This is a genomic window from Sutcliffiella deserti (assembly GCF_020037475.1).
Classification (GTDB): Bacteria; Bacillota; Bacilli; order Bacillales; family Bacillaceae_I; genus Sutcliffiella_A; species Sutcliffiella_A deserti.
This window is the reverse complement of record NZ_JAIQDB010000007.1, coordinates 86,866-105,770: the sequence shown is the minus strand read 5'-3', so window position 1 is coordinate 105,770 and position 18,905 is coordinate 86,866. Positions and strand designations below refer to the sequence as shown.

At 39.3% G+C, this 18,905-nt stretch carries 20 protein-coding genes; 18 read left to right on the top strand and 2 right to left on the bottom strand.

Annotated features, from left to right (window positions below; all coding sequences use genetic code 11):
- Positions 1 to 123 precede the first annotated feature (123 nt).
- Together K9B36_RS12925 and K9B36_RS12920 are read left to right on the top strand one after the other, a co-directional pair.
- Entirely contained in the window at positions 124 to 930 is an 807-nt protein-coding gene (locus K9B36_RS12925) for a YfkD famly protein (RefSeq protein ID WP_223702591.1), read from the top strand.
- A gap of 159 nt (positions 931 to 1,089) precedes the next feature.
- Positions 1,090 to 1,476 (top strand): hypothetical protein, encoded by a 387-nt coding sequence (locus K9B36_RS12920; RefSeq protein WP_223702590.1) that lies wholly within the window; start codon positions 1,090 to 1,092, stop codon positions 1,474 to 1,476.
- A 69-nt stretch (positions 1,477 to 1,545) separates the two neighbouring features.
- Here the strand turns inward: K9B36_RS12920 and yfkAB are convergent, their stop codons facing one another.
- Positions 1,546 to 2,670, bottom strand: coding sequence for a radical SAM/CxCxxxxC motif protein YfkAB (yfkAB, locus tag K9B36_RS12915; protein ID WP_223702589.1), 1,125 nt, complete (start codon positions 2,668 to 2,670; stop codon positions 1,546 to 1,548).
- A gap of 189 nt (positions 2,671 to 2,859) precedes the next feature.
- Between yfkAB and K9B36_RS12910 the strand changes: the two genes are divergently transcribed.
- The gene (locus K9B36_RS12910; protein ID WP_223702588.1) at positions 2,860 to 3,042 is read left to right on the top strand and encodes an SE1561 family protein; all 183 of its coding nucleotides are present in this window, start codon (positions 2,860 to 2,862) and stop codon (positions 3,040 to 3,042) included.
- A gap of 299 nt (positions 3,043 to 3,341) precedes the next feature.
- Here the strand turns inward: K9B36_RS12910 and K9B36_RS12905 are convergent, their stop codons facing one another.
- On the bottom strand, positions 3,342 to 4,601 hold the full coding sequence (locus K9B36_RS12905; protein ID WP_223702587.1) for a cytochrome P450: 1,260 nt from the start codon (positions 4,599 to 4,601) through the stop codon (positions 3,342 to 3,344).
- A gap of 221 nt (positions 4,602 to 4,822) precedes the next feature.
- On the opposite strand from K9B36_RS12905, the gene K9B36_RS12900 reads away from it, so the two are divergent.
- From K9B36_RS12900 to tyrS, 15 genes are all read left to right on the top strand, one after another.
- A complete protein-coding gene (locus K9B36_RS12900) occupies positions 4,823 to 6,364 on the top strand; it encodes a fumarate hydratase (protein WP_223702586.1) in 1,542 nt (513 codons plus the stop codon).
- 160 nt (positions 6,365 to 6,524) lie between these two features.
- Entirely contained in the window at positions 6,525 to 7,337 is an 813-nt protein-coding gene (gene pdaA, locus K9B36_RS12895) for a delta-lactam-biosynthetic de-N-acetylase (RefSeq protein ID WP_223702585.1), read from the top strand.
- Between the two features lie 185 nt (positions 7,338 to 7,522).
- Positions 7,523 to 8,404, top strand: a complete 882-nt coding sequence (locus K9B36_RS12890; RefSeq protein WP_223702584.1) for a DNA-3-methyladenine glycosylase family protein — start codon at positions 7,523 to 7,525, stop codon at positions 8,402 to 8,404.
- Positions 8,401 to 9,813 carry a 23S rRNA (uracil(1939)-C(5))-methyltransferase RlmD gene (rlmD, locus tag K9B36_RS12885; RefSeq protein ID WP_223702582.1) on the top strand — a complete coding sequence of 471 codons (1,413 nt, stop codon included), beginning with the start codon at positions 8,401 to 8,403 and terminating at the stop codon, positions 9,811 to 9,813. The genes K9B36_RS12890 and rlmD overlap by 4 nt, the downstream gene beginning before the upstream one ends.
- A 474-nt stretch (positions 9,814 to 10,287) precedes the next feature.
- Entirely contained in the window at positions 10,288 to 11,124 is an 837-nt protein-coding gene (locus tag K9B36_RS12880; protein WP_223702580.1) for a hypothetical protein, read from the top strand.
- A gap of 471 nt (positions 11,125 to 11,595) precedes the next feature.
- Positions 11,596 to 11,964 carry a hypothetical protein gene (locus K9B36_RS12875; protein WP_223702578.1) on the top strand — a complete coding sequence of 123 codons (369 nt, stop codon included), beginning with the start codon at positions 11,596 to 11,598 and terminating at the stop codon, positions 11,962 to 11,964.
- Between the two features lie 13 nt (positions 11,965 to 11,977).
- Positions 11,978 to 12,439, top strand: coding sequence for a DUF3052 domain-containing protein (locus K9B36_RS12870; RefSeq protein ID WP_223702576.1), 462 nt, complete (start codon positions 11,978 to 11,980; stop codon positions 12,437 to 12,439).
- Between the two features lie 122 nt (positions 12,440 to 12,561).
- On the top strand, positions 12,562 to 12,888 hold the full coding sequence (locus K9B36_RS12865) for a hypothetical protein (RefSeq protein ID WP_223702574.1): 327 nt from the start codon (positions 12,562 to 12,564) through the stop codon (positions 12,886 to 12,888).
- Positions 12,889 to 12,949: 61 nt separating this feature from the next.
- The gene (locus K9B36_RS12860; RefSeq protein WP_223702572.1) at positions 12,950 to 13,429 is read left to right on the top strand and encodes a hypothetical protein; all 480 of its coding nucleotides are present in this window, start codon (positions 12,950 to 12,952) and stop codon (positions 13,427 to 13,429) included.
- Between the two features lie 32 nt (positions 13,430 to 13,461).
- Complete coding sequence (locus K9B36_RS12855) at positions 13,462 to 13,800, top strand: inner-membrane translocator (protein WP_223702571.1); 339 nt, start codon at positions 13,462 to 13,464, stop codon at positions 13,798 to 13,800.
- A gap of 312 nt (positions 13,801 to 14,112) precedes the next feature.
- Positions 14,113 to 14,910, top strand: coding sequence for a phosphotransferase (locus K9B36_RS12850; protein ID WP_223702570.1), 798 nt, complete (start codon positions 14,113 to 14,115; stop codon positions 14,908 to 14,910).
- A gap of 113 nt (positions 14,911 to 15,023) precedes the next feature.
- Complete coding sequence (locus K9B36_RS12845; protein WP_223702569.1) at positions 15,024 to 15,440, top strand: NUDIX hydrolase; 417 nt, start codon at positions 15,024 to 15,026, stop codon at positions 15,438 to 15,440.
- Positions 15,441 to 15,534: 94 nt separating this feature from the next.
- Positions 15,535 to 15,975: an NUDIX hydrolase gene (locus K9B36_RS12840; RefSeq protein ID WP_223702568.1), complete on the top strand. Its 441-nt coding sequence runs from the start codon at positions 15,535 to 15,537 to the stop codon at positions 15,973 to 15,975.
- Positions 15,976 to 16,166: 191 nt separating this feature from the next.
- A complete protein-coding gene (locus tag K9B36_RS12835; RefSeq protein WP_263399356.1) occupies positions 16,167 to 16,604 on the top strand; it encodes a MarR family winged helix-turn-helix transcriptional regulator in 438 nt (145 codons plus the stop codon).
- A 16-nt stretch (positions 16,605 to 16,620) separates the two neighbouring features.
- Positions 16,621 to 17,868 (top strand): tyrosine--tRNA ligase, encoded by a 1,248-nt coding sequence (gene tyrS / locus K9B36_RS12830; RefSeq protein ID WP_223702567.1) that lies wholly within the window; start codon positions 16,621 to 16,623, stop codon positions 17,866 to 17,868.
- The last annotated feature ends 1,037 nt before the right edge of the window (positions 17,869 to 18,905 follow it).

Genomic DNA, 18,905 nt, shown 5'->3' with positions numbered 1-18,905 from the left:
CAATAGCAGAGTTAAAACAGCCTAGTTTTTAAAAATAATTGGTAAAGATGGATAATCTGTAATATCTTCGAAAAAGATAACAGTACAAAGAATAAATAAAGAGAGTGAAAGGAGTATCACAGCATGAGAATTTTTCGAATACTTTTTATCCTCGTTCTTTCATTTGGCCTTGTGACGAATGCGCAAGCAGAACAAGGGAAAGCAAAAGAAAATGAAAAGCAAATAGAGGTACCTAATTCCGTTTTAGATATATCAAAAGATAATACCTATCCCAATCCTGCCCAAGATGTTCCGTATTTACAACCAAGCGAATTAGCGCAGGAACTCATTGATTCTTCTAATGTAAAAGTAGAGAATCCTCGGTTGATCAAAATTTTAAATGAGTCAAGCGTGAATCCTTCCCCGGTAGCAATTGGTTACCGAGCGACAATCTATTTAGGACATTGGCCGCTATATTACGAATCTGCAGAAACAAATGTAAATTGGGAGTATCAAAAAATCAATACAAACTACTCCGATAACCGGGGGGGAACTACACCACAGCAAATCTTTTACCGCCAGGAAGCACAAAAAAGCGTCAAAGGTGGATTAACCTCGAAAGTAGCGAGTTCTGAGGAAGTAAAACAAATGATGATGCTCAAAGCGATGCAAAAAACAAAGCTGCCGCTTTCGTTTCAAACCATTGTTGGAGCAGGTACCAAAAAAGATCAAATTTACAACATCCCTGTTAAAAAGCTGGGCTATCTCTATGCGCACACACCGGCAGTGAATGAAAAAGGTAAAATTACCTATGGAGAAGTCTACCTCGTACTAAAAGGCAAAGAAAAGAAAATCGTGGTCAAAAACGTAACATCCCAAGGAATCGGAGCCTGGATCCCAGTCCAAGACCACGTATCCTTCATCTTCGCAGCATCTGACCGCCCACGATAAAAACTAAAGAAGGGGTCTGGTTACCTTAATTTGTAAAAAGGGGCCAGACCCCTTTTGGTTTTTTATTGAAATTACCCTAAATTTCGTTAGGTAATTTAACCTATGTAAATTTATGCCGAAGTAATTAGTAGGTGGATTTCTTAGGGAAGCAGGGGAGCGATGATGGGGATTGCTTATACATATTTTGTGTTGGTTGTGATAGCGGTCGGCTTATATTGGTGGGCAAAGCACCAGACTAAAGCAAGTGTGGGTCTTACAAAATTCCATTTAACAGGAATTCAGACTGAATATCCGGAAATTAATTTAGAAGAACAAAGAGTGAAAGGTACGATTACCTATCAGGGTGTCATTTACATGTCGGTATATGTGAACATCTTAAAGGACACCGTTCAAGTCGAAGGTAGCGTGAAGGAGTTAGAACATATAACGCCCCACTACATGAACGAAAAGGACTATATTGAAGAGATAAAAACGATGGCAGCATTTTATATAGAGAATAAAATCGCAAATCCTAAAAAGTATTTGGATGAGATGCTGAAAACCTAGTAAAATAGAGTCTGCGTGAATAGCCAAAAAAAAGGAGCTTAGAAATACTCTAAGCTCCTTTTATGTTCCTTATTTACTAATCTGTGCTATTCGTTCCGTAAAATTATGCTCGGAATAATACGCACTCTTCACCAAAATGTTAGGACCCAAGCATTCAACAGCAGGACAATGACAGTCTAATTCTTTTGCAATGGGGCTGCCTTTCCAGTTCGCGTAAGCAGTCGGCAGGTCAGTTGTCTTAATATTACCTAGTGGAGGTGTGTCACCAAAGTCTGTGACAATGATATCCCCATTAAATATATTTACATTTAACCGCGAGCGACCATCAGGATCATTCCGTACCGTCACATTTTTTGCTGCATACACTCTCTTAAGAAGAGCCAAGTCATCTGGATTATCACTGCAAGGGTAAAATGGAAGTGTCCCAAATAGCATCCATACGTCCTCATGACGCATATCAAGGAGACGGTGAATGGCTGAGCGCATTTCCTCAAGTGTCATAACTTCCATAGAACTTGCGTAGTCACTCGGGTACATAGGGTGCACCTCATGCCTTTGACAGTTCATTTCTTCGACAATCTGTTTGTGGATATTCTCTATATGTGGAAGGGTTCGTTTGTTCAACATCGTTTCTGCAGAGACCATTACACCAGCCTTGGTAAGCGCCTTTGAGTTTTCAATCATTTTCTCAAAATACCTTGCACGTTGAGCGTAGGTTGGCTTGCGTTCCATCATCGCAAATCCGCCCTCAACGAAATCGTCCAAGGTTCCCCAGTTGTGAGAAATATGTAAAACATCCAAATATGGAATGATTTTTTCATATCTAGCTAAATCTAAAGTTAAATTAGAATTTATTTGCGTTCGAACGCCACGCTCATGGGCATACTTAAGTAAAGGAACGACGTATTGGTTAACCGATTTTAACGACATCATTGGTTCTCCACCAGTAATACTAATAGATCGCAGCCGCGGTATCTCTTCCAATCTGCTTAGCAGTAAATCCAGTGGCAGTGCTTGTGGGTCCTTCGGCTGAAGGGTGTAACCGACAGCACAGTGCTCACATCGCATATTGCACAGAGTGGTAGTCGTGAACTCTACATTCGTTAAATCCATCATGCCAAATTCTTTTACATCTAAATAAGCTTCCCAAGGATCGAAGGAAGGCGTAATTGGTTGAAGTGTTGTTGATTTCATCTATACTCCTCTTTCTGTAAGACTGTTTTCGCAAAAATAAATCACAAAAGAGCCTTCATTAAAAACCTATCCTATATTGTATCATTTTTTCTGTATAAGAGCGTGGTAATCTGTAAATGTTGAATGTAGGCAGCTAGTACGGTACGATAGAAGCAAAACTTTGAGGATATAAAGAAAGGTGAGAATAGAATGGGTAAAGCAACAGAAGAAAAGGATTCCCAAGTAAGCTACCTGAAAAACCGTTTAAACATGTTTCTGGAGGTAGTAGACTCTCTTGATCCAGAATCGACAGATGTGGATGACATTGACCGTCTAATTCAAATGCTCGACGATTTAGAAGGAAAATATAATCAGTTTAAAAAGGACTGGTAAATGATTACCGGATTTAATTGAGATAAAAAGGCCTGAAGAAGATAATTCTTCGGGTCTTTTTGTGTTAGCACTGTATACTTTTTCTTCTAGTGGTCTCAAAGAAGGTGAATGAGACCATGGTCCGCCCGAAAAAAGTCTCCTGCGGTTAGAGAAACTGAGACTACGAAACAAACCCTCGAAAAGATTACCCACCACCTTCACAAAAAATGGACATCTCTCAGAACAGGGTTCCTATATAGCAATAAAATCATCTGAATTAAATAAAAACCGCGCTTGGAGATAAATCCAAGCGCCTTATCTTATGCGTTTAATCTAATATTCTCCATAATAATCCTGCTTTCAGGCAAGCTTGGCATCTCAGTCATACTAAAGCTTAAATCCTGTTTCGGAAGATCATAGGAAATACTATTTACCAGGTAATCGAGGCTCACTTTCATAATGTCAATGGTGATCCATTCGCCAGCACAGCGGTGACCGATATCGAATTCACCGCCACCTTGTGGAATGAAATCAAATGGACTTCCATCCCATGTTTTGAAGCGGTCAGGTTCGAAGCGGTCAGGATTTTCCCAAAAGTCTGGATGATGGTTGGTTCCATATAAATCAAGAAGGGTTAAGGTATCCTTTTCGAATGTATATCCCTCCCAATTGAAATCTTCTTTTACTCTCGCAACCGTGAAGGGGAAAAAAGGGTAATATCGGCGTACTTCTTGGACAAACCTTTGCAGACGCTCATCCTCGCCTGTTTTTAGCTTATTTGATTCTTCAGGAAATTGATGAACAGCAAGAGCGGAAAAGCATATGTAGACAGAAATGGCTACAATTGGACGTAATAGGTTTAACAATTCGACTGCTACAACACTCTTATCAAGCAGCTTCCCTTCATGATCCTTATGCCATGAAAAAGTGTAAAGGGCACGGTCCTCTGGTAAGCTTATTTCATCCTCTCGTACTTTTTCCACCAGATCCTCCAACCATTTTTCAGCAGCCACTCGGGATTTCCGACCTTTTAAATGCTTTATTCCAAGAGATGCAGCAGATTCGAACAGGTCACCAAGTTGTTCTGCTCTTTTGTCAACTTCACTCTTTTTAAGTGGTACACCTGTCCAATCACAAGCCACCTGGGTCAATATTTTCTTTGATTCTTCATACAACTCTACGGATTTTTCTGATTGCCATTTGACAGAGGAAGACTCCCACTGTTTTCTTGTAAGATCCACAATCTGCTGAAGGTCTTTTTTATCCATAAGCGACATAAATAACGCTTTCCGATGATGGTGTGCTTCGCCATCCAGCCCTTGGACGCCGCCTACACCAAATAATGTTTTCTGTGCCTTTTTAGGCGCTGCCCCGCTTCGTTTAAACTTATCGTTATCATAAAATAGCTTTGCCGTTTCTTTTCCAGTTAAGCAGATTGCTTTTTCTCCCAATAAACGAGTCTCGAGCACATTCGACTGAAACCGGTGCTGCCGGTTTAAAATAAAACGGTAGCCATCTTTCAATATTTTTAAACTATTATCCAATCCTTCTTCCTTTGGTATTCTGTTTTCTTCTCCCATTTATTACCCTCCAAACTTTTAAGCAATATATGGTTTATATTTACCTATTCTTCCTGGGTTAAACCTAACAGGGATGGTACAGGAAGGATACTTTTGAAATCGATTACAAATAGCTTTAACTACTACAAGAGAACAAGTATAATAATTATTGTGAAAAAGAATAGATAATTTAGATAAAGATATTAGTTTTTCAACAAGGGGATAGGAGAGGGATTATTAATATGGAGAAATTATTCGACAGCATGTATCAATTAATCGTGGAAACATCAACAAAGCTTCCTAAGGATGTTCGCCGTGCGATTGCAAAGGCGAAGCTAAGCGAGAGCGCTGGAACGAGAGCTGCGATGTCACTTGCAACCATTACAGAAAACATTACAATGGCAGATGAAAATGTCTCACCGATCTGTCAGGATACAGGACTTCCAACATTTAAAATCAAAACTCCGGTTGGCGTCAACCAACTTAAAATAAAAGAAGCAATTTATGGAGCAATTGCACAGGCAACAAAGGACGGGAAGCTGCGTCCGAACTCAGTAGATTCACTGACAGGGGACAACAGTGGCGACAATCTTGGAATGGGAACACCAGTTATCAAGTTTGAGCAGTGGGAAGAGGACTACATCGATGCCCGCCTTATTTTAAAAGGTGGTGGCTGTGAAAATAAAAATATCCAATATAGCCTGCCATGTGAACTTGAAGGGCTGGGTCGTGCTGGCCGTGATCTTGATGGTATCCGTAAATGTGTGATGCACTCCGTGTACCAAGCACAAGGACAAGGCTGTAGTGCCGGAGTAATTGGAGTGGGAATTGGTGGCGACAGAACTTCTGGATATGAGCTTGCCAAGGAGCAATTATTCCGTAGCTTAGATGACGAGAATTTAATCCCCGAGTTAAAGCAGTTAGAAGAATACGTAATGGAGAATGCAAATAAGCTAGGAATTGGCACGATGGGCTTTGGTGGGGAAACTACTCTGCTTGGTTGTAAAGTTGGAGTGGCAAACCGCATTCCAGCAAGTTTCTTTGTATCAGTTGCGTATAACTGCTGGGCATACCGCCGTCTTGGGGTGAAAATTGATCCTGAAACTGGCAACCTTATGGATTGGATGTACCAGGAAGGTGAAATGATCGACTTTTCAAAGGAAGTAGCGCAACAGGAAGAAGTGGCTGCTACTTCAGAAGCAAATGAAATTGTCTTAGAAGCACCTATTACAGAAGAAAAAATCCGTGAGCTTAAGGTCGGCGATGTGGTACGCATAAACGGTCGCATGTTTACAGGCCGCGACGCAATTCATAAATATTTGTCCGATAATGACTCGCCGGTTGATTTAGACGGTCAAATTATCTACCACTGTGGTCCAGTAATGCTCAAGGATGATGAAGGCAACTGGGTGGTTAAAGCTGCAGGCCCAACAACATCAATCCGTGAGGAACCTTACCAAGGAGACATTATGAAACGTTTCGGTATCCGTGCGGTAATGGGAAAAGGTGGAATGGGTCCAAAAACGTTAAAGGCATTAGAAGAGCATGGCGGCGTCTACCTGAATGCAATCGGTGGAGCAGCACAATACTATGCAGACTGTATTAAAGGTGTGGATGGGGTAGATTTAATGCAATTCGGTATCCCAGAAGCAATGTGGCACTTAAAGGTAGAAGGCTTTACCGCAGTTGTAACAATGGACTCCCACGGCAATAGCTTACATGCTGATGTGGAAAAATCCTCTTTAGAAAAGCTTGCGCAGTTTAAGGATAAAGTATTTAGTTAATATATGTTTTTTAGGAGCAACCTGGATTTCGATCCTAGTTGCTTTTGTTTTAGCATAAAAGCGCTGTTCACTAATTGGAAAACAATGCAGAGTATCTTTCTTTCTTTTCCTACAAAACCTAATATTACAGTAGGTATCAAAAGAAAGGAGGAACAACTGCATGAAGAAAAAATTTTTGATATTATTATGTACCATTACATTATTTTTATTACCAGAGGCAGGCCTAGCTTCTGATTATTCAAATACAACCCTGCACTGGGGATTTAAAAAAAGCCAGAATCATCAGCCGCCTGACGCAGGAAAGCAGTATAATGACTTGTTAAAAAAACATAACAGCTTTTACCATGGAGACATTTCCAAAAAGGAAATCTACCTAACCTTCGACAATGGTTATGAAAATGGCTTAACACCGCAAGTTCTCGATGTGCTAAAGGAGAAAAAGGTGCCAGCTGCATTTTTCGTAACAGGCTACTACATGACAGATCAGCCCGCACTTATCAAGCGAATGGTGGATGAGGGGCATATTGTAGGGAATCATTCCTGGCACCACCCGGACTTGACGAAGGTAAACGATGTTCGATTTAAAAAAGAGCTGGAGATGATTCGGGAGGAATACAAAAAAATCACTGGTTTGGACAATATGACCTATCTTCGCCCACCGCGAGGAACCTTCAGTGAACGCTCGATTGTGATGGCAAATAACCTTGGTTACCAGCACGTATTCTGGTCGCTTGCCTATGTTGATTGGAAAACAGATCAACAGAAAGGTTGGAAATATGCATATGATAACATCATGGCTCAAATCCACCCTGGAGCAATTCTACTTCTCCACAGTGTCTCAAAAGACAATGCGGATGCATTGGGTAAGGTAATCGATGACCTTCGCAGCCAAGGATATGAATTCAAAAGCCTTGATCAAGTGACAGCGCAAAATAGTATTCCAGATCCGATGCTTCTCATTCAAGCAGATTAGCTCTTTGACAACAGTCGGGGAGCTTTCTTTTTTGCAGTAACATTCCTTACAAAAAGAGCCTTACACTTCCTGCCTCATCTTAAATATCTAATATTTCCCCAAATCCGCTTAATCTTACTCGTTTGGCAAGGAGCCGGAAAGCCGTTATAATTGGGACAGGATTGAAAGTAAAGGTGGCAAAAAGTGTGATAACGATAAAAATAGAAGGTCCATATAATTTTGACAGAGTTCTTCAAAGGTTATCGATTGATCCCTTGATGGAGGTCAGTCTAAGTGATCGACAAGTCAAGGTTCCTTTATATAGAGAAAATGCCCCAATCGTCATTACGGTAAAAGCAAAAGGAACAACAGAGCAACCAAGATTCGAGCTGACGAGCGCTTCTGCCTTTACGGAAAAAGAAGTGAAAGAGGTCAAAAGAATTTTTCAATGGGACAAATCACTGCATCCGATTAGCATTCATTTTGCCGAAACAGAGCTGGCAGATATTTTTGAGGAACATAAAGGAACGCCACTTGTGCTCGATTTTGATTTGTACCATTGTTTAATGAAATGCATCATCCATCAGCAAGTGAATATGAAATTTGCCCATACCTTAACCGAGCGATTTGTTCACACATTTGGTTTTGAGCAGGAAGGGGTCTGGTTCTATCCGAAGCCGGAGGACGTGGCAAAGCTTGATTATGAAGACATTACTGCTCTAAAAATGAGCCGCCGCAAAGCGGAGTACATCATCGATACTTCACAGTTAATTGTAGAAGGAGCCTTCCTTTTATACGAACTGCACGATAAACCAGACGACGTAATTCTTAAAGAACTGATCAAAATAAGAGGGATCGGGCCATGGACGGTTCAAAATCTATTGTTGTTCGGACTAGGACGTCCAAATCTTTTCCCGATAGCAGACATTGGCATCCAGAATGCCTTAAAAAAAGTAAAAGGACTCGACCATAAGCCGTCCACCATACAAATGCAGGAGTGGAGCAAGAATTGGGAGCCATATTTAAGCTATGCTTCCCTTTACCTATGGAGAAGCATCGAACCGCAACATGAGGAGCTTGTGAAATGAAAACGAAAAAACCTGCACCAAAATCAACTCAAACGAATGTCACCATGACGCAAGGCCAAACCTTCCCACTGAAAATTAAGCGCCTCGGAATTAATGGCGAAGGAGTTGGCTACTTCAAAAAGCAAGTTGTCTTTGTAAAAGGAGCACTTCCTGGTGAAGAAGTTGTCGCTGAGGTCACTAACGTCAAACATAAATTTGCCGAAGCAAAAATCAAGAAAATCAGAATCAAATCTCCACATAGAATTGCCCCACCTTGCCCGATTTATGAGCAATGTGGCGGTTGTCAACTGCAGCACTTACAATACGAGCAGCAGTTAGACCACAAAAGAGACATCGTGATCCAATCCTTAGAGCGCCATACCAAGCTGAACGTAGAAAAGCTTGATATCAGACCAACAATTGGCATGGATGATCCGTGGCACTATCGCAACAAAAGCCAGTTCCAGGTTGGAAAGCAAAAGGAAAAAATCATCGCTGGGCTATATGGAGAAAATTCACATAAGCTGATCAATATCTCTGAGTGTTTAGTACAGCACCGCTCAACAACAGAAGTGACAAATACGGTAAAACAGATATTACAAGATTTTAATGTTTCGGTTTATAACGAAAAAGGTGGCAAAGGGATTGTTCGTACTATTATGACACGTGTCGGTTTCTCAAGCGGCGAAATCCAAGTTGTACTTATAACCGCACAAGAGAAGCTGCCTAAGAAACAGATGATTGTCGAAGAAATCCATAAGCGCTTGCCACAGGTGAAGAGTATTCTGCAAAATATTAATGGACAGAAGACATCCCTTATCTTCGGTGAAGAAACCATCCACCTAAGCGGCGAACAGGTAATCCAGGAAACGCTTGGAGACGTTCAGTTCGAATTGAGCGCCCGTGCTTTCTTCCAGCTGAACCCTGTTCAAACAGTAAAGCTGTATGATGAAGTCAAAAAAGCAGCCGCATTGACTGGCAAAGAAAAAGTGGTAGATGCCTATTGTGGAGTCGGAACCATAGGGCTATGGCTTGCTGAGGGAGCAGGTGAGGTCCGCGGAATGGACACCATCCCTGACTCTATTGAAGATGCCAAGAAAAACGCGAAAAAACATGGCTACACTAACATGCAGTATGTGACAGGGAAAGCGGAAAAATGGTTGCCAAAATGGGTAAAAGAAGGCTGGAAACCTGACACAATCATCGTAGATCCGCCGCGAACCGGTTGCGATGAGAAATTCTTGCAGACAGTTCTCGACGTCCAGCCTAAACGGTTCGTCTATGTTTCCTGTAATCCTTCTACATTGGCGAAGGATATCCAGTTTATGAGTAAGAAGTATAAGGTGGAATACCTGCAGCCGGTGGATATGTTTCCTCATACCGCGCATGTGGAGTGTGTGTCGCAACTCATTTTAAAAGAAGGCAACTAACCCTTGTGGTTGTTGCCTTTTAACTTTGTTTCCTAATATATAAAGCGGATTAATTTTTGTGAATGCCTTCAGGAGAATATCCTAAAAGTCTGAAGAACTTAGTTTATGCTAAGTTCTTTTTTACTACAAACATAATATAAGACTTTAAAGTCAAGTACTATAACTCAGATGAGTAAAATCTTTATGGCAGTTGATACCTTACCTCCTAGTCCACTCTTATCAAAAAGGAAGAATTTATTTAAGTTCAGTTTAGGGTTGCCGACAAAAGGTATCGAACTTGATGCCTTTTGTTTTTGTGTGCGTGCCATTTCTATAATTTAGTAGCCTATCAGTAGTTCAGCAGCCCTTTACAGTACATTTAAAAAAGAATTGAAGATTTTTCCACCCGCTGATACACTTAAATAGTAGGCTGTTGGAGAGTGGAAATTACGGAGGCTTTATAGCACCTATGAAAGTGATTTGGAGGTGTTTGAAATGGAACTGTTAGAATTATACTACAAAAAATATACTGGTAAGGTCCAGGCACCTGATTATGTAAAATGGGCGATTCACAGTCTTTATAAAGAGATAGATACTCCCAACCTTAGGAAACTAGCAGGCATGCAAGGGCAGTTAAATATATTTGAAGTTGAAAAAATGTTCCATGATGCGATGAATAGTATTCAAAAAGAAGCGCCGTCTAAAGAGCAGTGTGTTGACTATCACTTGAAAAACTTGCATTCACAATTGTTAATGCCGGTTAAGAACGCTATGGAAGTTGTCAAGGAAATTTATGACTGTACAATCGAGCATGACTTGTTTGAGGAGCAGATGAAGTGGCAAGAGGTCAGTGATGCGATTGATGACTTTCAGCATGGAGATAATTTTCCTGGCTATACTTTGGAAAATATTAATAAAATAATTGTTTCACATGCTCGCAGATTCTGGCATATGAAAATCAGTGATATCAACTTTGAGCAGTTAATCGGACAAAAGGTTACTGGAATTGATTCAGACGGTCATTTTATAATTACTTTGGAAAAAGGTGCAATCATCATTGAATGTCCTTGGAGGATTCGGGATGCCGAGGCAATAATGTATGGGGAAACAGATATCCGATCCAACCAACTGGATTGGAAACCAATCAAAGAGGTATTGATTGGTAAAACAATTATAGATGTACAGCTATACGAGCATTGTCCCCTTCTAATCGTACAATGTGACAACATCTTTTTGGATGTGTTCCATGCAAGCTCCTATTTTGATGGTTGGACCTTAACAGACGAAGAGGATTTTTATTTGTTTTCCATGCATGGGGGAACCATTGCTTAGCGGTAGCTGGGGAAGAAAAAAGTGTTCCACGGGGCGGTGCTGAAGCCTCCTCGGCTGCGCCTGCGGGGTCGCAAGTCTACCGCGGCCGGACGTGGAATCTCCGCCTTTTGCTCCAATCATCGCTGGGGAAGTACTATTATCAACACTCATCTTTACAGAGCCTTTTTCAAAAACTATGTGTATAAAAGAATTGTTTTCCACACTTCTTCCACAGTTGGAATAAAGTCGTCACGAAATTGTGTTAAAGAGCAAGTTGTCCCCGAATTACCCCCATTCACTCAAAAGTCTGAGAGAAGCAAAGCCTTTTTTGCTTTTGTGGTAACGCCCCTTTTTCCCCAAGTGTTAGAGGGGATTTTAGCAACAGAAGAGAAGTAATTATGTAATAGATAATGCCTTTTTTCTTATGAAAAATAATCTAATATATGGTAATAAGGGTATGATAAAATTGATCTATAACTGGAGGTGCTGAGTTTGAGTGCAGAGTTCCAAAGAATTTTTATACAGCTGAAAGCTATCTTGCAAGATTATGAGGAAAGCTTAAATCTAAAAAAGGATCAGGAGGATGAATACTACCTTAACACTGCGAATAATCCTGTTACAAAAACGTGTGATGGATATTTTGGATCTGTTCATATTAAGAAAAATTATGTGAGTTTTTATCTTATGCCTGTTTATGTTTATCCAGAATTGCTAGAAAGTATCTCACAGCCTCTGAAAAAACGAATGCAAGGAAAGTCATGTTTCAATTTTAAGAAAATCGATAAATCATTATTTGAAGAATTACAGGAGTTAACGAAAAAAGGGTTTGATAAATATAGAGCCAGTGGATGGTTAGATTAGGGAGGAATAAGAAGTGTCAGAGCAAGCTGCTATAATTAAAAAGCTACAGTTAAAAGATCAGAGTACACCAGTATTGATACTAAATGCTCCTAAGGAATATGGAGAAGTTATAAGTGCTTTTGAAGCAGAAGTACATAAAGAGATTCTATTAGAATCGTACCCATTTGCACAAGTATTCGGCACTTCTAATGAAGAGATCCAAAAATATGCAAAGCAAGGTTCAGAGGTACTGGCTGAAGATGGACTCTTATGGCTTTGTTATCCGAAAAAATCATCCAAGACTTATAAAGGAGCAGATTGTAATCGAGAGACAGTCGCTGCTCTATTAGCCGATGAGAACTTTGAGCCAGTTCGGCAAGTTGCGATTGATGAAGATTGGTCCGCATTGCGGTTTAAGCCAGTTGATAAAATTAAGAATATGACAAGAAAAATGGCAGTAACGGAAAAAGGAAAACAACGAACTGAAACTAGATAGGTAATGGGGAGTGTATTAGTGACACTTCTATCTTGCCGCTATTTAATTTGGGCTCTATATGCAGTAATAGCTTAGGACTAGTTTAAATTAAATAATTTATAATCGCCAAAGGGGTATTTAAAATGGTTGGTTGGCTTAATATTGGCAGTCTTGTGCTTGGTCTAATTGCTTGGATACTTCCGGTAATTAATCTCTTGCAATATAAAAAGCATGAGCATAGGAATTGGGGAGTTCTTTCCATTATGAGCATTAGTGCTTGTTCAATATCGTTATATTTTCAGATGGTCTATAATAATTATCTTGTAAAGATTGAAGATTGGTCTGCTCTTATGGACACAAGCGGTGGTGTAGTTTTTGCAGCAACAGTTCTTCTCGTTGTTACACTTCTTTTAAATGTAATTACCTTGTTTGTATATCGTCACAAAACAGCGGGGATAAGCGAGTCATGATTTTTAGATGAGAGCTAGTAGTTCTTTATTCGAGCGGTTTAATAAGAGGGGAGCTAAAAAGTTGAAAAGAAGAAAACTATTACTCTACGGAGTGCTGACTTTATTTGTACTACTGGCTGTTGGGTGGTCAGTTGGGAACATGAAATTATACAGTTATGACAATACGAATCTACTTGAGGAAGCAAAGGAGTTACCGTTCCAAGCCAAACTACCAACGAAAGTACCTTTTGATGAAATGGAAGTGTCTAATAGCACGGTGACTCCGGATAAGGAAGAAATGACGGTTGTCATCTCAAATATTCCAAACAAAGAGCACCTTGAAATTGCGATAAGTAAAGAGAGTCCTAGTTTAAAAGGGGAAATTGAAATGGTAGAGATAGGACAGGGGATACAGGGCAAATTCATTTCTGACTATTCAGGTAAACGCAGTCTTTCCTGGCAAGAGAATAACGTTAACTACCAAATCTTCTATTATTACAAATTAACGCCAAAAGAAGTGAGTAAAAGCAAGTTCATTAAAATGGCAGAGTCTTTCGAGTAGATAAAATGGTTAGGTAAAAGGAGAGAGTGCTTATGGACATTTTGATTTTACTGTTATTTATCTTAGCCATCATCTCACTCAATGTAGTTTTCTTTCTATTATTTGGAAAAGGGAAATTAAATCTAATAGTAGCGGGCATCATTATGATGATTCTTGCTCCCTTTCTTGGTTATTTAAGTGGTGAATCGTTGCTTTATTTTTATGATTGGAGTTCTGGAGGAACAGGAGAAGGTGCTGGTTACGGCGGGGCGTTATTAGGACTCATCACATTACTTAATGGGGTTCTTATTATGCTGATTGGGATTATCAGATGGATTATTATAACGCTTATTCCAAAAGAAAATTCAACTAACAAAAAAACAGTAGAATAATTGAAAAGCTGGCGATATACTCCTTTACTTAATTAGATAAAATTGGTATTGTCTAACTTAGAGATGTAGTGAAAGGGGAATCTATTCATATGTGGAATACCTTGAAATGATTAGGTAATCAGATAGAAATTGCTACGGTCCTTCTTGAGGATGCGTTTATTTGTCTATCTTTTAGATCATTCAGGGGATTCACGGTGTGGACAATTAATTTCCCATTGCCAAGCAGATACCTTTGTCTATCTGCTTTTAATTATGGATAAAATACATCTCTATTGACACATCCTTATGTCCCTATATTTTGGGGGAATTCAGATGAAAAGAGAATACGATAACGAAGAAGTACTATCAGGTGGAAATGTCTCAAACGTATACCGTTCAGGAAATACTGTGCGCCGAGACTTAAAGGATGACAGTTCCAAAATTCACGAGGTATTATTACATTTAGAGAACAAAGGTTTTAGCTACTCACCAAAGTTTTTAGGTATAGATGAAAAAAATAGAGAGATATTATCCTTTATTGAAGGGGAAGCTGGTAATTACCCTTTAAAAAAATATATGTGGTCTGAAGACGCTTTAAAAAAGATAGCGAAAATGCTTCGTCACTATCATAATGCTGTAAGTGATTTTCCAATTGAAGAAAGTTGGCAAGCAATCGATAAAACACCTCAGCCATTTGAGGTGCTATGTCACAATGATTTTGCCATCTATAATATAATTTTTAATAACGAAAAGCCAGTGGGAATTATTGATTTTGACCTTGCTGCTCCTGGTCCACGACTTTGGGATATAGCCTATACACTTTATACTTGCGTCCCTTTAAGTAGACTTTATCACACTGAAACAGGTGAGGCGGTTTATTATGAGTCATTAAAGGATGCTGACCATATAAAACAAAGAATTAAATTGTTTTTTGAATCCTACGGTATCGAGGGAATGGAAAAAGGTTTTTTAGATATGGTTCTGCTACGAGTGGAAGGCTTATGTAAAACCATGCTTAGGAAAGCCACAGAAGGCGATACAGCGTTTCAAAAAATGATCGATGAAGGACATCTTGAACATTACCAAAAGGAGCTTCAATTCATTCGTGAACATGGAATAGAGTGGATTTAAAACCTATTTTAGTATTCCATTAAAGGCGCTCATCTTTAATAAGGTGAGTGTCTTCTTATTAGTTGAAAGTTGATTTTGTAATAGAAAGTGTAACTAAGATTAGGAGAGTGCTTGTGAGAGATCGAAGTGCGGTAGTTTTAATAGAAAATAAAAAAGTAGCACTAGTAAAAAGAGTTAGAGAAGGATCTGTTTATTATGTTTTTCCTGGTGGAGGGATTCAAGAAGGAGAAACACCTGTTAGTGCGGCTAAAAGAGAAGCCTTAGAAGAATTAGGAGTTGAGGTAGAGGTAAAGGAGTGTATTTCAAAAGTAGAATTTAATGGGACCCAATACTTTTTCAATTCAGAGATAATTAGTGGAAGATTCGGATCCGGAGCAGGTGAAGAATACACTGACGAAAAAAGAGACAGAGGAAGTTATTTACCGTTGTGGGTAGAAATAGAAAAGTTATCCTGTATTGATGTTAAACCGGGTGAAGTGGCTTTAAAAGTTCAATCTTTTTATGTAAGCTCTGTTAAAGAAGAGTGTTGATATAGTGTTTCTCTAGAAGGAGAATTGTACTTTTCATTGAACTGAAGAAAGAGCTAATTAAAAATGATTTTCAAATCATCAAGGAGGTTTTTAAATGAAAAAGGGAGTAATTAGACCCCTGGCTATTTGTTTATTTCAGAACAACGATTCAATTCTTGTTGCTGAAGGTTTTGACAACGTAAGCAAGGAGTACTATTATCGCCCCATAGGTGGAGGCATTGAATATGGGGAATTAAGCTCGGATGCTTTGAGAAGAGAAATTAAAGAAGAAATAAAGGCGAGTATAACTAATCTAAAATATCTAGGAACGCTTGAAAACATTTTTAAATACAACGGTGAGATTGGCCACGAAATAGTTATGATTTATGATGCAACCTTTGTTGACACTTCATTTTATAAAAAATGTTCCTTTGATGGTCAAGAAGACGATGGAACAATATTCACGTTGTATTGGAAACCAGTAAGTGAATTTCAAAAGGGGAAGTTACGACTTGTTCCTGAGGGTTTATTAGGACTTATTCAAGAGATAAATTAAAGCAGTCATACATAGATAAACCGAGTTTTCCAGTAATTGCTTTGTTGCATTTACTTTTCTTTTTTAGTAAAATCGTTTCATAGCTAACGATTTTGAAAATTTAAGGGGGAGTTTTTATTCATTCATTTAATGAAGAAGGGGAATTACTTCCTGAAGAAATTGATACAATTAACCTTTTAACAAAATTACCAATGGAATCACTTAATTTGGATGCAATTGCTGTTGTAACGAATATCTATCGTATTGCACAGGGATTAAGAAATAAAATGGAGCGAGAGGTTTTATCGGAATATGGTTTATCTTGGACATCCTTCTCACTGCTTTATGATTTATGGATAGGAAATCAAGTTGAAACGAAGAAATTAGCCGAGTCTGCCGGAGTTACAAAGGCAACAGTAAGCAACATTACGAAAACGTTGGAATCAAAGGAATTATGTTATCGGAAGGGAGACAATAGAGACAGGAGAATTACTTATGTCACCATAACGGAGAAAGGTAGAAGGACGATGGAAGACCTGTATCCACGGTTCCATCAAGGTGAAGTAGAAATTGTTTCTAGCCTTTCGGTAAAAGAGCAACAGAACGTTTCCGTTTTATTAAGAAAAATAATTAAAGAAAATCATTTTTGAATGATGGAGGAAAAAAATGAGTGAAATATTGAAAGAACAACTAACCGAAGAACAGAAAATGGAAGTAAAGAGACAAATGGCGATCTACACGCAAGGTGTGCAGGAAATTATTCCAGTGGAAGAACTAGAAAAGAAAGTAGCCCAATCAGTATTAGAAAAACGGCCACTTAAAATCAAATTAGGGTTAGATCCTTCAGCTCCAGATGTACACCTTGGTCATACTGTCGTACTAAAGAAAATGAGGCAGTTTCAAGAGAATGGACATATCATCCAGTTATTGATTGGGGATTTTACTGGAAAGATTGGTGACCCGACAGGAAAGTCTGTTGCTAGAAAGGCACTAACGGATGAAGAAGTGAAACACAATGCCAAAACATATTTTGAGCAGTTTGGAAAAGTGATGGATATGGAAAAAATCGAACTTCATTATAATTCTAAGTGGCTATCACAATTAAACTTTGAAGATGTGATTCAGTTGGCAGGAAAAATAACAGTGGCAAGATTAATGGAAAGGGACGATTTTGAACAAAGAATCGCTCTTGGGAAGCCTATTTCACTGCATGAATTTTTCTACCCGTTGATGCAAGGTTACGATTCGGTTGTACTAGAGTGTGATATTGAACTTGGAGGAACGGATCAGCACTTTAATATTCTAATGGGAAGACACTTTCAAGAGAAGTTTGGTAAAGAAAAACAAGTTGCCATGCTTATGCCATTATTGGAAGGACTTGATGGTGTAGAAAAGATGTCTAAATCAAAGAAAAATTACATCGGAATTGATGAAAGTCCTCAAGAAATGTACGGTAAAGCAATGTCGATTCCAGATGAACTAATGGCTAAATACTTTGAACTAATTACTGATTTCTCACCTGATCAAATTGGAACCATCAAAAGCGATCTGGAGTCGGATAAACTTCATCCAAGAGATGCTAAAATGCTTTTAGGAAAAACAATTGTCAGAATGTATCACGGAGAAAAAATGGCAGAAAAAGCGGAGCAGCACTTCGTTTCCGTCTTTCAACAGGGAGCAGTACCTGATGAAATGCCTGTGGTTGAATGGAAAGGTACCAAGGAAATGCCGATAACAGAATTTTTAGTTGAGTTACAAATGTTAAGTTCTAAAAGTGAAGCTCGACGAATGATTGATAATAAAGGTGTAAAATTAAATGGAGCTAAAATAGAAGATCCAAGACTAGAAGTTTCTATTACGGATGGATTAGTTGTGCAAGTTGGGAAACGTAAGTTTATAAAGATAAAAATGTAAACAGACAGGTGTAACTAGATTTTTAGTTACACCTTTTAAGATTTAGTAGTTTTTTAGGTGGATAGATATCTCTTAAATTCTATATTTAGGCTCTAGCTAACCCTCTCATGGCCAGTAGCCGTCTTCTTTAAATTTAATGCAGAGAAAGTATACATCTCCTACATGGACAACTTTTAAGCCTACTTAGGGTTGTCAACACATACCATGCTTTCTTTTTCATCGGCTCATACTCGCTCCATGGTCTGTTTACGCTTACAATCTCCTAGACCTCTTTTTAGTGTCTCAGTTGGTCGACTTACCAGCTTTTGATGATCCTTGCTTTCCGTACATTTTTACAAAAATTGATAAGTAACCAAATGATAGAATTGTTAATTTTTTTATATTTAAATAAAATACACTTGTTAATCGCCCACGAAAATTTAGAATACTGAGTTGATTGGAGTGGAAGGCACGAAGACTCCTGCGGGAGGAAGGGAAGGCCACTGAAAAACTGAAAACATATAGTTTTGTGTGGCTTCTAGCTGTGGATTGGAGCAAATGGCGTAGACTCCAGCGGGAGAGTAGCGACAAGCTTGAGACCCCGCAGGGCATAGCCCGAGGAGGCTCAAGGTCGCCCCGCGGAAAGCGAAGCCATTTGCGGAAAGTAACAGCGGTGTTTAACACAAACCTAGAATTATGTACTTTATCAGTGGCCTCGAGGAAGGGACAAGGGAGACCCCGCAGGCGCGTATGCGCGTCGAGGAGGCTCCCGGACCGCCCGCGGAAAGCGAAGCCATTTGCGGAAAGTAACAGCGGTGTTTAACACAAACCTAGATTTATGTACTTTATCAGGGGCCTCGAGGAAGGGACGAGGGAGACCCCGCAGGCGCGTTTGCGCGTCGTGGAGGCTCCCGGACCGCCCGCGGAAAGCGAAGTGCCTGGAACGGAAATCAACGTACATTATTATACAGGTACCTTAAGTTTATCTACAGTCTACAAGGTGTAACTAAATTCTTAGTTACACCTTTTCTGTTCTCCAATAGTGCAATAACACTTAG